This is a genomic window from Sphingomonas trueperi (genome assembly GCF_040545665.1).
Lineage (GTDB): Bacteria > Pseudomonadota > Alphaproteobacteria > Sphingomonadales > Sphingomonadaceae > Sphingomonas > Sphingomonas trueperi_B.
Window position 1 is genome coordinate 754,547 of the sequence record NZ_JBEPMH010000001.1, and the last position, 12,309, is coordinate 766,855.

General features: G+C 66.2%; 12 protein-coding genes. 3 read left to right on the forward strand and 9 right to left on the reverse strand.

Going from position 1 to position 12,309, the window contains the following annotated elements:
• The first annotated feature begins 70 nt into the window (after window positions 1-70).
• On the forward strand, window positions 71-1,306 hold the full coding sequence (locus ABIC65_RS03445) for a TetR/AcrR family transcriptional regulator (protein ID WP_354306755.1): 1,236 nt from the start codon (window positions 71-73) through the stop codon (window positions 1,304-1,306).
• Window positions 1,307-1,315: 9 nt separating this feature from the next.
• Here the strand turns inward: ABIC65_RS03445 and ABIC65_RS03450 are convergent, their stop codons facing one another.
• Genes ABIC65_RS03450 through cyoA form a run of 7 tightly spaced genes read right to left on the reverse strand, consistent with a single transcriptional unit; the run spans window position 1,316 to window position 7,956 of the window.
• Window positions 1,316-1,843, reverse strand: coding sequence for a response regulator transcription factor (locus ABIC65_RS03450; protein ID WP_354306757.1), 528 nt, complete (start codon window positions 1,841-1,843; stop codon window positions 1,316-1,318).
• Window positions 1,840-3,111, reverse strand: a complete 1,272-nt coding sequence (locus ABIC65_RS03455) for an ATP-binding protein (RefSeq protein WP_354306759.1) — start codon at window positions 3,109-3,111, stop codon at window positions 1,840-1,842. Before ABIC65_RS03455 ends, ABIC65_RS03450 begins: the two co-directional genes overlap by 4 nt.
• Window positions 3,108-3,800, reverse strand: a complete 693-nt coding sequence (locus ABIC65_RS03460; RefSeq protein WP_354306760.1) for an SURF1 family protein — start codon at window positions 3,798-3,800, stop codon at window positions 3,108-3,110. Before ABIC65_RS03460 ends, ABIC65_RS03455 begins: the two co-directional genes overlap by 4 nt.
• On the reverse strand, window positions 3,797-4,189 hold the full coding sequence (cyoD, locus tag ABIC65_RS03465) for a cytochrome o ubiquinol oxidase subunit IV (protein WP_354306762.1): 393 nt from the start codon (window positions 4,187-4,189) through the stop codon (window positions 3,797-3,799). The genes ABIC65_RS03460 and cyoD overlap by 4 nt, the downstream gene beginning before the upstream one ends.
• Window positions 4,186-4,812 carry a cytochrome o ubiquinol oxidase subunit III gene (gene cyoC, locus ABIC65_RS03470; RefSeq protein ID WP_084581123.1) on the reverse strand — a complete coding sequence of 209 codons (627 nt, stop codon included), beginning with the start codon at window positions 4,810-4,812 and terminating at the stop codon, window positions 4,186-4,188. The genes cyoD and cyoC overlap by 4 nt, the downstream gene beginning before the upstream one ends.
• 4 nt (window positions 4,813-4,816) lie before the next feature.
• A complete protein-coding gene (cyoB, locus tag ABIC65_RS03475; protein WP_354306763.1) occupies window positions 4,817-6,814 on the reverse strand; it encodes a cytochrome o ubiquinol oxidase subunit I in 1,998 nt (665 codons plus the stop codon).
• Window positions 6,815-6,822: 8 nt separating this feature from the next.
• The gene (gene cyoA, locus ABIC65_RS03480; protein ID WP_354306765.1) at window positions 6,823-7,956 is read right to left on the reverse strand and encodes a ubiquinol oxidase subunit II; all 1,134 of its coding nucleotides are present in this window, start codon (window positions 7,954-7,956) and stop codon (window positions 6,823-6,825) included.
• Between the two features lie 129 nt (window positions 7,957-8,085).
• On the opposite strand from cyoA, the gene ABIC65_RS03485 reads away from it, so the two are divergent.
• The gene (locus tag ABIC65_RS03485) at window positions 8,086-9,417 is read left to right on the forward strand and encodes an MFS transporter (RefSeq protein WP_354306767.1); all 1,332 of its coding nucleotides are present in this window, start codon (window positions 8,086-8,088) and stop codon (window positions 9,415-9,417) included.
• Between the two features lie 76 nt (window positions 9,418-9,493).
• Window positions 9,494-10,246: a nucleoside triphosphate pyrophosphohydrolase gene (gene mazG / locus ABIC65_RS03490; protein ID WP_354306769.1), complete on the forward strand. Its 753-nt coding sequence runs from the start codon at window positions 9,494-9,496 to the stop codon at window positions 10,244-10,246.
• 171 nt (window positions 10,247-10,417) lie between these two features.
• Here mazG and hflX read toward each other — a convergent pair whose 3' ends face one another.
• Complete coding sequence (hflX, locus tag ABIC65_RS03495; protein WP_354306771.1) at window positions 10,418-11,710, reverse strand: GTPase HflX; 1,293 nt, start codon at window positions 11,708-11,710, stop codon at window positions 10,418-10,420.
• A 7-nt stretch (window positions 11,711-11,717) separates the two neighbouring features.
• Window positions 11,718-12,269: an RNA chaperone Hfq gene (hfq, locus tag ABIC65_RS03500; RefSeq protein ID WP_277600097.1), complete on the reverse strand. Its 552-nt coding sequence runs from the start codon at window positions 12,267-12,269 to the stop codon at window positions 11,718-11,720.
• Window positions 12,270-12,309 lie beyond the last annotated feature (40 nt).

Genomic DNA, 12,309 nt, shown 5'->3' on the forward strand with positions numbered 1-12,309 from the left:
CGATCAAATTCCCGCATACCGACATCAAAAAACCATTTGGGCGCGCCACGGAAACGGCTAAGCTGAGGGGATGCAATCGCCGCCCAAGACCGAGACCACCAACACCAAGCGGTTCCAGGCCAAGCGCGACGCCATTCTGGCGGCCGCCGCCGCCGCGATCAACGAGCAGAGCGCGAAGGGCATGACCTTCGCCGATGTCGCACGGCGCGTGGGGCTCAACACCACCTCGGTCACCTATTATTTCAAGCGCAAGGAAGATCTGGCCGCCGCCGCGTTCGAGCAGACGCTGGCCTGGCTGCACGACATTCTCGATCAAGCGCTCGCCGAGCCGACCCCCGAGGCGCGCGTCGCCCGCTTCCTTGCTATCAACATGGAGCGGCTGGCGCGGATCGGGCGCGGCGAGGAACAGGCCGTGGCGATGCTCTCGGACCTGCGCGCGATGGAGGAACCGCTCAAGGGCAAGCTGCTCACCGGCTGGCGCAACGTCTTCCGCAAGACCCGCAGCCTGTGGGGCAGCGACGGCAGCCGCGCCGAGACCGACCTGCGCGGGGCCCGCGCGCACGTGCTGCTCGAGAACAGCTTCTGGCTGAACGCCTGGATCACCCGCTACGAGATCGACGAATATCCGCGCGTCGAGGCGCGGCTGATGGACGTGTTCCGCCACGGCATCGCCGCCCCCGGCCAGACCTGGGCGCCCGAATTGTTCGAGCTGGTGCATGACGAGCCCGAGCCCGGTCGCGAGGCATTTCTGCTCGCCGCCACTCGACTGATCAACGAGCTCGGCTATCGCGGCGCCTCGGTGCAGCGCATCGCCTCCGAGCTCAACGTCACCAAGGGCAGCTTCTACCACCATCTCGACGCCAAGGACGATCTGGTGATCGCCTGCTACAAGCGCAGCTTCGACATCCTCGCCGATGCGCAACGGCTGGCCGAGGGTCATGCGGGGAGCCAGTGGCAGCGGATCGAAAGCACGCTGGCGACGCTGCTCGACTATCAGTTCTCCGAGCGCGGGCCGCTGCTGCGCACGACCGCGCTGTCCGGCCTGCCCCCGCACGTCCGCAACACGATGCTCGATCGCTCGAACCGGATCGCGCGGCGCTTCGCGGGCATGCTGTCCGACGGCATCGCCGAAGGGACGATCCGCCCGATCGATCCGCTGGTCGCCAGCCAGGCGTTGATGGCGCTGCAGAATGCGGCGTTCGACATGCGCAAATGGGCGGGCACGATGCCGCGCGAGCGGGCGGTGGCCTTCTATGCCTCCACCCTCGCCTACGGCCTGTTCGACGATCGCGTGCTGGAGGGCTGACGGCGCCCGTCAGAGGTGCTTCTTGTCCAGCTTGCGCGCGAGCGTCCGGCGGTGCAGCCCCAGCCGCCGCGCGGCTTCGGACAGGTTGTAGTTGGTATCCGCCAGCGTCTGGTGGATATGCTCCCATTCGAGCGTCTTGATCGAGGTCGGCCGCGCCTTGAGCTCGGTATCGACATCGCCGTCGACGCGGTCGAACGCGGCCTCGATGTCGTCGGTATTGGCCGGCTTCATCAGATAGTTGGTGGCACCCAGCTTGACCGCCTCGACCGCGGTGCTGATGCTGGCGAACCCGGTGAGCACGACGATCCGCATCGAGGGATCGATCTCGTGCAGCTGCTTGACGCAGACCAGCCCCGAGCTGCCGCCCAGTCGCAGGTCGACGACGGCGCGATCCGGCGCGAACGCCCGTGCGAGCGGCTCCAAATCCTCGGGCCCGTTGCGCACCTCGACCGTATAGCCGCGCCGCTCGAAGGAACGCCCCAGCGTACGCGCGAACACCGCATCATCCTCGACGATCAACAATTTATGCGCGGTCATTCGGTTTCGTCCTCAAGAGCGAGCGCCGCCTGCGGCACGCGGAGCAGCACCTCGGCACCCCCGGCCTCGCAGTTGCGCGCCGTCAGCGTGCCGCCCAGGGTCCGTAGCACATTGTGCGTCAGGAACAGCCCGAGACCGGCCCCCTGCCGGCCCTTGCTGCTGTTGTAGGGGTCGCCGATGCGCGGCAGGATCTCCTCGGGGAAGCCGCGACCGTCGTCGCGGACGGACAGGACCAGCGCATCGTCATCCTGCCCGACCGAAAGCCGGATGCGAGTCGCGCCCGCTTCCACGGCATTGTCGAGCAGGTTGACGATCGACTGGCCAAGCGCGCGATCGGCCACGATCGGCAGGTCGCTGCCCAGGCGATAGTCGAGGATCACGCTGTCGTTGCGTGGCCAGCCTTCGACCAGCCCGGTGACAAAGCGGCGCAGCGTGGTGCGCTCGGGCGCCTCGCCGCTGATCTCGCCCGCGGCGAACAGGATGCCAGCGACGATCGCCTTGCAGCGCGCGACCTCGGCCTGCATGTCCGCCACCTCGGCGCTGAGCTGCGGGTCCTTGGCGATCTTCCTGTCCGCGCGCCAATCGCCCAGCGCGACCGAGATCGAGGCGAGTGGCGTCCCCAGTTCATGCGCGGCGCCGCTGGCGAGCAGCCCCATGCGGACGATATGCTCCTCCTCGGCCGCGCGCTGGCGCAGCTCGGCAAGGCGCGCGTCGCGATCGCGCAGGTTACGGGCGATGCGGGTGACGAACTGGACGATCAGCGTCGCGGTGAGCGTGTAGTTGAACCACAAGGCGAACAGGAAGGCGCCCGACAGTGACGTCGACAGCATCGGCGGCAACGGCAGCGGCCGATGCACCACCGCCAGAAAGGCGAAGGCGGCGCTGGTGAGGAAAACCAGCGCCCAGCTCGACGCCGTCTCGAGCAGCACCGCGCCCAGCACCACCTGCAGCAGATAGAGCGAGACGAAGGGATTGGTCGCGCCACCGCTCAGGTAGAGCAGCACGGTCAGGCACATCACGTCGACCAGCAGCCCGGCCATCACCTGTGCATTGGTCGCGGGGCGGAGCGCGCGGGCCGGATACATCGCCAGGTTGAGCGACACCAGCACACCCACCGTGACGAGCATCGGCACCAGCGGCAGCCGCACGTCGAAAACCAGGTGGACGCCGAGGATCGTGGTCAGCTGCCCCAGCACCGCCAGCCAGCGCAGCTGGACCAGCAGCAACAGGTTGCGGCGGGCGGCTTCCTCCGGCGTCGCCGTGGTCATGCGTCTCCGCGTCCACGCCACGCCCGCCAGGCGAACCAGGCGGTCAGCAGGGCGAGGCCGAACCAGGTCAGCGCGTAGACGAGATGGTTGTTGCTGAAGCGGACGACGGTCATGCCGCCGCGCGGCCAGCCGTCGCCGCTGCGATCGGCATCGATGAAATAGGGGGCGAGTTGCGGCAGCCCCTGCCCCATCGCCGCCACGTCGCGCGAATACCAGCGATTGGCGGCGGGATCGTTGGAACGGAGAAAACCGCCCTTGGGCTCACTCAGGCGCAGCAGGCCGGAGATGCTCACCGGCTTCACGCTGGTGGTGATGCAGTCGGGCAGTTGCTGGCCGTCCGGCAGGAAGCCGCGATTGACGAAGACGGTGAAGCCGCGTGCCGTGACCAGCGGGGTCATCACCCATTTGCCGGGCCCGATCTCGGTGACGGCCTGGGCCAGCTTGGTGCGGCAGGGAAGATAGGTGCCGGTGACCCGGACGCGGCGATAGCTCGCTTCGCTATCGATGCCCGGCCATTCGGCGGGCCCGGGGGCGGGAACCGGCTCCGTGGCCAGCCCCCGCTCTACCCGGTCGATCAGTGCCAGCTTCCAGGCGCGGCGCTCGACCTGCCAGATGCCGAGGCCGAGGAGGATGGCGATCAGCGGCAGCAGCGCGATCGCCAGCCCGTTGCGGGAAGCCGGCCGGCTCACATGCCGGCGCCGGAAGCCATCCCGGGCATCATGTTGAGGTTCATGTTGTACATCACCCACAGCGAGCCCGCGAGCGCGATGACGATGATGATGATCGTGAACACCAGCGCCATCAGGGTCCAGCCCTGCTCCGACTTGCTGTTCATGTGAAGGAAGTAGACCATATGGACGACGATCTGCACCATCGCCAGCGCCGCGCAGATCGCCACCGCCACGCGGGTGTCGGCGATCCAGCCGCCCATCACGATCCCGAAGGGGATCGCGGTGAGAACGACCGAGAGCAGGAAGCCGGTGATGTAGCCGCCGCGGGTCGAGTGCGGCGCGTCATGGCCATGATCGTGGCCGTGACCATGGTCATGGCCGGCGTGGCTGTGGGGGTGCGCGCTCATCGCATGGCTCCAAACAGATAGACGAAGGTGAACACGCCGATCCAGATAACGTCGAGGAAGTGCCAGAACAGCGACAGGCACTGCAAGCGACGGACATTGGCCGGGATCAGGCCCTTGCGACCGATCTGCACCATCAGCGTGAACAGCCAGATCAGGCCGAAGGTGACGTGCAGGCCGTGGGTGCCCACCAGGGTGAAGAACGAGGACAGGAACGCCGAGCGCCACGGACCCGCACCTTCATGGATCAGGTTCGAGAACTCGTAGAGCTCGATGCCGAGGAAGGCGGCACCGAACAATGCGGTCAGCAACAGCCAGGCCTGGACGGCACCCTTGCGCTGTTCCTGCATGGCGATCATCGCGAAGCCATAGGTGATCGACGAGAACAGCAGCATCGCCGTGTTCACCGCCACCAGCGGCAGCTCGAACAGCTCGTGGGAGGTGGGGCCTCCCGCATAGCTGGTGCCATAGACGCCCCAGGCCGCGAACAGCATCGCGAAGATGAGGCAATCGCTCATCAGGTACATCCAGAAGCCGAGCAGCGTGCTGCCGCCGGGTTCGTGATGCTCCTCCTCGAGCTGGTAGAAGACGGGCGTCTTGCCCTTGGGTACTGTCGTGGCGCTCATCGCGTCAGGCTCCCACGCGCGCCAGCACCGCGGTGCGCGCATTCTCGGTTTCGGTCACTTCTTCTGCCGTGATGTAGAAGTCGCGATCATAGTTGAAGGTATGGGCGATCGCCGTGACGAGCAGGCCCAGGAACGACGCGGCCGCGAGCCACCAGATGTACCAGATCATCGCGAAGCCGAAGACCAGCGAGAAGCCCGCCAGGATGATGCCGGCGCCGGTGTTCTTCGGCATGTGGATCGGCAGATAGCCCGACACCGGGCGCACCGCGCCGCGCGACTTCATGTCGTACCAGGCATCCAGATCGTGGATGACGGGCGAGAACGCGAAGTTATAGGCCGGCGGCGGCGACGAGGTCGCCCATTCCAGCGTGCGGGCGTTCCAGGGATCGCCGCTGTCGTCGCGCAGCGCCTCGCGGTTGCGGATGCTGACGAAGATCTGGAGCAGGAAGGCAGCGATGCCGACGGCGATGATCGCGGCGCCGATCGCGGCGATCACGAACCAGATCTGCAGGCTCGGATCGTCGAAGTGGCGCAGGCGACGGGTCACGCCCATCAGGCCGAGGACGTAGAGCGGCGTGAACGCCACCCAGAAGCCCACCACCCAGCACCAGAAGGAGACCAGGCCCCACTTCTTGTCGAGCTTGAAGCCGAACGCCTTGGGCCACCAGTAGTTGATGCCGGCGAACAGGCCGAACAGCACGCCGCCGATGATCACGTTGTGGAAGTGCGCGACCAGGAACAGCGAGTTGTGCAGCACGAAGTCGGCCGGGGGGACCGCCAGCATCACGCCGGTCATGCCGCCGATCACGAAGGTCAGCATGAACGCGATCGTCCACATCATCGGCAGTTCGAAGCGGATGCGGCCCTTGTACATGGTGAACAGCCAGTTGAAGATCTTGGCACCCGTCGGGATCGAGATGATCATCGTGGTGATGCCGAAGAAGCTGTTCACGCTCGCGCCCGAGCCCATCGTGAAGAAGTGATGGAGCCAGACGAGGTACGACAGGATGGTGATGACCAGCACGGCGTAGACCATCGAGGTATAGCCGAACAGGCGCTTGCCCGAGAAGGTCGAGGTGACTTCGGAGAAGATGCCGAACGCCGGCAGGATCAGGATGTACACCTCCGGGTGACCCCAGATCCAGATCATGTTCACGTACATCATCGGGTTGCCGCCGGCGGTGTTCGTGAAGAAGTGCGTGCCGACATAACGGTCGAGGCTGAGCATCGCGAGCACCGCGGTCAGCACCGGGAAGGCGGCGACGATCAGGATGTTGGTGGCCAGCGCGGTCCAGGTGAAGATCGGCATCTTCATCAGGCCCATGCCCGGCGCGCGCATCTTGACGATGGTGGCGACGAGGTTGACGCCCGAGAGCAGCGTGCCGACACCCGCGATCTGCAAGGCCCACACATAATAGTCGACGCCCACGTCCGGCGAATAGTCGAGGCCCGAGAGCGGCGCCATCGCCAGCCAGCCGGTCCGCGCGAACTCGCCGATGAACAGGCTAGCCATCACCAGCGCCGCACCCGCCGCCGTCATCCAGAAGCTGAAATTGTTCAGGAACGGGAAGCTGACGTCACGCGCGCCGATCTGCAGCGGCACCACGAAGTTCATCAGGCCGGTGACGAAGGGCATCGCCACGAAGAAGATCATGATCACGCCGTGGGCGGTGAACACCTGATCATAGTGATGGGCGTTGAGATAGCCCTCGTTGGCGCCGAACGCCATTGCCTGCTGGCCGCGCATCATGATCGCGTCGGCGAAGCCGCGCAGCAGCATCACCAGGCCCAGCACCATGTACATGATGCCGATGCGCTTGTGATCGACGGTGGTGAACCACTCCTTCCAGAGATAGCCCCACAGGCGGAAATAGGTCAGCGCGCCCAGCAGCGCGATGCCGCCGAGCGCGACGCCACAGAAGGTGGCGACGACGATCGGCTCGTGGATCGGCAGGCTCTCGATCGAGAGCCGGCCGAAGATCATCTTCAAAGTGTCAGACATGGCAGTGCTCAAGCCTCGCCCGCCGCCGCGTGGCCGGGATAGGCCGGCGCGTCCATGCAGGTCATGTTACGGTTCGAATCCGCGCCGGGTTCGCTGTGGCCGGCGGGAGCGCCGTGCGGATGGGTCAGGTGCGGACTGATCTTCATCTCGTCCGGCGACTTCATCAGCGCCCCGTCGGCGCCTTCGCCCGGGCGATCATTTACCGCAGGCGCGACTTCCTGGGCACCCGCACTATGGTGCATCATGCCGTGACCGCAGGCGGTGCCCGGCTTCACGCACATCTGGACAATGCGATCGAACAGGCCGCCCTCGACCGTGCCGAAGTGCATCGCCGGCACCTTCTCGCTCGGCTTTTCGAGCGTGAGATACTGGGCGGTGTCGAGCGCCTGGGCCGAAGCCTTGGTCTTGGCGACCCACTGGTCGAAGCCCGCGGCGTCCACCGACTGGGTCGGGAAGTGCATGTAGGAGAAGCCGGCGCCGCTATAGTTGGCGCTCTGGCCCTCGAAGGTGCCGACGCGGTTCATCACCGCGTGGAGCTTCGTTTCCATGCCCGGCATCGTGTAGATCATGCCCGCCAGCGCCGGCACGTAGAAGGTGTTCATCACGCTCGACGAGGTCAGGCGGAAGCGGACCTGGCGATCGGCCGGCAGCACCAGCTCGTTGACCGTGGCGACGCCCTGTTCTGGATAGATGAACAGCCACTTCCAGTCGAGCGAGACGACCTGGATCTCCAGCGGCTTCTGGCCTGCCGGGATCGGCTTACCCGGCGCGATGCGGTCCAGCGGACGATACGGGTCCAGCTGGTGCGTCGTGAGCCAGGTCAGTGCGCCGAGCGCGATGATGATCAGCAGCGGTGCCGACCAGATCACCAGCTCGATCCGGGTCGAGTGATCCCAGTCCGGAGCATACTCCGACTCGGTGTTGCTCGCGCGATATTTGAACGCGAAAACCACCGTCAGGATCATCACCGGCACGATGATGAGCAGCATCAAAAATACCGACCAGAGGATCAGGTCGGCCTGCTGCCGTGCAACATCGCCGGATGGATTCATCACGACAAGGTCGCACCCGCCGAGGATCAGCGGGGCAGCGAGGGTAGCGATCAGGGCCGTCGGCCTGAGGGCACGACGAAACGGGGTCATGGATCGAAACATAGCGGCCGCGAGTTAGGAGGGGTTGTGCGGGTGCGAAATAGGACAATTTGTCCCATGGCTGCAACCCGAGAGTTTCCCTAGGTGCTTTCCCCAAAGCTTTGCGGTAGACATATCCCCATGGCCAATGCTCAGCTTGGTTCGACGCAGATCGAACATGACGCCCGCCTGATCAACACCTCACACGGTGACGATCACCTCCGCCCCGGCGATATCGCCATCGGCGTGATCATCGGACGAACATCCGAGTTCTTCGACTTCTTCGTCTACGCGATCGCTTCGGTGCTGGTCTTCCCGGCGCTGGTGTTTCCCTACATGGATCGCGTGACCGGCACGCTCTGGTCGTTCGCCCTCTTCCCGCTTGCTTTCATCGCCCGTCCTATCGGCACGCAGATCTTCATGCGCATTGACCGCCGTCATGGACGCGGCGCGAAGCTCACCCTCGCGCTGTTCCTGCTCGGCACCGCGACCGTCACCATGGCGTTCCTCCCCGGCTACGAGCAGGTCGGCATCTGGTCGGCGATCCTGCTGGCGGCGCTCCGCGTACTGCAGGGCCTGGCGCTGGGCGGCGCCTGGGACGGCCTCGCCTCGCTTCTGGCGCTGAATGCCCCGGCCTCGCGTCGTGGCTGGTATGCGATGGTGCCGCAGCTCGGCGCGCCGCTCGGGCTGATGGTGGCGAGCGGCCTGTTCGCCTATTTCGTCAGCGCGCTCGACTCGGCCGACTTCATGAGCTGGGGCTGGCGCTATCCGTTCTTCGTCGCCTTTGCGCTTAACGTGGTGGCGTTGTTCGCCCGCCTGCGCATGGTGGTGGCGCCCGAATATGTGAAGCTGTTCGAGAGCCGCGAACTAACCCCTTCGCGCGTCACCGCGACGATCAAGGCGCAGTGGCGCAACATCATCATCGGCGCCTTCGCACCGCTGGCGAGCTTCGCGCTGTTCCACATGGTCACCGTGTTCCCGCTCTCGTGGATCGCGCTGTACACCAACGAGGACCTCACCCGCTTCCTGCTGATCGAAGTCGGTGCCGCCGCCTGCGGTCTGGTCGCGATCGTGATCTCGGGCATCCTCGCCGACCGGATAGGTCGTCGCTCGCTGCTCGGCTATACCGCCGCCGCGATCGCCGCCTATTCGGGCTTCGCGCCGCAGTTGCTCGAGCGCGGCAATGCAGGTGAGACGGTGTTCATGGTGCTCGGCTTCATCCTGCTCGGCCTGGCGTTCGGCCAGTCCTCGGGTGCGGTCGCCAGCAACTTCCCGAAGCGGGCGCGCTACACCGGGGCGGCGCTGACCTCGGATCTCGCCTGGCTGTTCGGTGCCGGCTTCGCGCCGCTCGCCGCGCTGCTGCTGGCAGCGAATTGGGGGGTGATCGCCTCGGGCCTGTACCTGCTCTCGGGCGCTGCCGGCACGCTGATCGCGCTCTACTTCAACAAGGAGCTCGGTCGCCGCCTCGACTGAACCCGCGCGGCTTGCCTAAGCCGCCCGCGACCTCCAAAGGCCTCCTGTCCGCACCCGCGTTCAGGAGGCCTTTTGCATGACGTCCCCCACCGGCATAGACCGCCTGGTCGCCATCATGGAGCGCCTGCGCGATCCCGAGCGCGGCTGCGAATGGGACGTGGCGCAGACCTTCGAGACGATCGCGCCCTATACGATCGAAGAAGCCTATGAGGTCGCCGACGCGATCGAGCGCGGCGACATCGCCGAGCTGAAGGACGAATTGGGCGACCTGCTGCTCCAGGTGGTGTTCCATAGCCGCATCGCCGAGGAAGCCGGACAGTTCGCACTCGCGGACGTCGTCACTTCGATCAGCGACAAGATGGAGCGCCGCCACCCGCATATCTTCGGCGACGTGGCCGAGGGAGGACACCATCTCTGGGAAGTCATCAAGGCCGAGGAACGCGGTGCCAAGGGCGCATCGAGCGCGCTCGACGGGGTGGCGATCGGCCTGCCCGCGCTGCTCCGCGCCGAGAAGCTCCAGAAGCGGGCGGCGCGCACCGGGTTCGACTGGCCGGACGCCAGCGGCGCGCGGGCGAAGATCCTGGAGGAACTGGAAGAGGTCGAGACGGCCGAGAACGACGCCCACCGCGCCGAAGAGGTGGGCGACCTGCTGTTTGCGGTCGTGAACTATGCCCGCAAGTTGGGGGTCGAGCCCGAAGCGGCACTGCGAGCGGCGAACGGCAAGTTCGAGCGGCGCTTCAAGGCGATGGAAGAACGCGCGGGCGAGGCGTTCGTCGGGCTGGACCTGGAGGGAAAGGAAGCGCTTTGGCAGGTGGTGAAGCGGGGGTGAAGGGCACCAGCTTCTAACGGCTTCCCACCTCTTAGCTGTCATCCCGGCGAAAGCCGGGATCCATTCGCCTCTCGCTTTCGGAAAGAGCCGCGACGTAGTGCCAATGGATCCCGGCTTTCGCCGGGATGACGAGGTTCACACCAGATCGGGGCAAGGAGGCAGACGACCGCCCTACCCCCGCGTGACGAACCGCTCGTAATCGCGCGGCGCCATGCGGACTTCGTAGACCGCCTGCTCGTCCTCGATATGCTGGTCGATCACATCGCCATGCTGGTGCAGCCAAGCCGCAGCCGCGCCATCGGCAGGATCCAGCCGCAGCGTGTAGCGACGATGCCCCTCGGTCAGCCGTCCGGCGACCGCCTCGATCAGCGAGTCGACACCCTCCCCGGTCAGCGCCGAGATCACCCGCACCTCATCGGTCCGACGCGCGGCCATCGCCAGCACTTCTTCGCGCTGCTCGTCGTCGAGCAGGTCGAGCTTGTTCCACGCCTCGAAGCGCGGCGTCTGCTCGGACACGCCTATTTCCTGGAGCACCTTCTCCACGTCGACGCGCTGCGCCTCGGTGTCGGGATGGGCGATGTCGCGGACATGGATCAGCAGGTCGGCCGAGACCACCTCTTCCAGCGTCGCCTTGAACGCGGCGACCAGCTGGGTCGGCAGTTCGGAGACGAAGCCCACGGTGTCCGACAGGATCGCCTTGTCGATCCCCGGCAACGCGATCTGGCGCAGCGTCGGGTCGAGCGTCGCGAACAGCAGGTTCTCCGCCATCACCTCGGCACCGGTCAGCCGGTTGAACAGCGTCGACTTGCCAGCATTGGTATAGCCGACCAGCGCCACCACCGGCCAGGGCGCGCGCTGGCGCCGATCGCGGTGGAGCGTGCGGGTGCGGCTGACCTGGTCGAGCTCGCGCCGCAGCCGCGCCATGCGGTCGCGGATCAGCCGGCGGTCGGCCTCGATCTGGGTCTCGCCCGGGCCGCCGAGAAAGCCGAAGCCGCCGCGCTGGCGCTCGAGGTGGGTCCAGCTGCGCACCAGCCGGCCCGCCTGATAGTCCAAGTGGGCGAGTTCGACCTGCAACCGGCCTTCGGCCGTGCGCGCGCGCTCGCCGAAGATTTCGAGGATCAGGCCGGTGCGGTCGATCACCTTGCAGCCGAGCGCGGTCTCGAGATTGCGCTGCTGCACCGGCGTCAGCGCCGCATCGAATACCGCGAGCTGGAGTTCGCCGTCGCGGACCGTTTCGGCCAGGGCTTCCACCTGGCCCGATCCGATCAGCGTGCCCGGCTTGGGCTGGCGCAGCCGGACGGCAACGCGCTCGACCACGTCGACGCCTATCGCCGCCGCGAGGCCGGCCGTTTCCTCCAGCCGCGCCTCGGCATCGCGCGAGCTTCCGCCCATGTCCGGATAGACGACGAGCGCGCGTGCGCCCCGCGCGAATTCGTCGGGGTCGCGCTCGAAACCAGTGCTCATGCGAGGATCAATCCTCGTCGCCGCCGTTGGTTTCCTCGGCGAGGTTCAGCGGGTGGGCGGGCTGCACGGTGGAAACCGCATGCTTGTAGACCAGCTGGGCCATGCCCTCGCGCTGGAGCAGCATGCAGAACAGGTCGAACGCGGCGATCTGGCCCTGCAGCATCACGCCGTTCACCAGGAACATGGTGACGTTTTCCTGCTGCTTGCGCACCGCGTTCAGGAAGATTTCCTGCAGCACGGGGTTCTTGTGCTGATACTCGCCCGCCGCCGTCAGCAGCGCGGCAAGGTCCATCGGACCCGAGGGCATGATGGTGGAAATGGCATGCTTGTAGATCAGCTGCGACTGGCCGTCGCGGCGGAGCAGCACCGAAAAATTATCGAACCAGGTGACGATTCCCTGGAGCTTGACGCCCTTGACGAGGAACATCGTCACCGGCGTCTTCGACCGGCGCAGTGAGTTGAGGAACAGGTCCTGAAGCGAAGTCTGCTTCTCTGCCATATGGTGGCTCCACTTATTTTTGGCGGGATTTGTCCCGCGGTGCGCCGTTCCCGGCGTCAGGGTCGGCGCCACCCTGGCGCCGGGATCCAATCTAGGACCT

Bases quoted from the DNA above. Each gene is read 5' to 3' on its own strand.
- ABIC65_RS03445 (WP_354306755.1), top strand. From the start codon at position 71: ATGCAATCGCCGCCCAAGACCGAGACCACCAACACCAAGCGGTTCCAG.
- ABIC65_RS03450 (WP_354306757.1), bottom strand. From the start codon at position 1,843: ATGACCGCGCATAAATTGTTGATCGTCGAGGATGATGCGGTGTTCGCG.
- ABIC65_RS03455 (WP_354306759.1), bottom strand. From the start codon at position 3,111: ATGACCACGGCGACGCCGGAGGAAGCCGCCCGCCGCAACCTGTTGCTG.
- cyoD (WP_354306762.1), bottom strand. From the start codon at position 4,189: ATGAGCGCGCACCCCCACAGCCACGCCGGCCATGACCATGGTCACGGC.
- cyoC (WP_084581123.1), bottom strand. From the start codon at position 4,812: ATGAGCGCCACGACAGTACCCAAGGGCAAGACGCCCGTCTTCTACCAG.
- cyoB (WP_354306763.1), bottom strand. From the start codon at position 6,814: ATGTCTGACACTTTGAAGATGATCTTCGGCCGGCTCTCGATCGAGAGC.
- cyoA (WP_354306765.1), bottom strand. From the start codon at position 7,956: ATGACCCCGTTTCGTCGTGCCCTCAGGCCGACGGCCCTGATCGCTACC.
- ABIC65_RS03485 (WP_354306767.1), top strand. From the start codon at position 8,086: ATGGCCAATGCTCAGCTTGGTTCGACGCAGATCGAACATGACGCCCGC.
- mazG (WP_354306769.1), top strand. From the start codon at position 9,494: ATGACGTCCCCCACCGGCATAGACCGCCTGGTCGCCATCATGGAGCGC.
- hflX (WP_354306771.1), bottom strand. From the start codon at position 11,710: ATGAGCACTGGTTTCGAGCGCGACCCCGACGAATTCGCGCGGGGCGCA.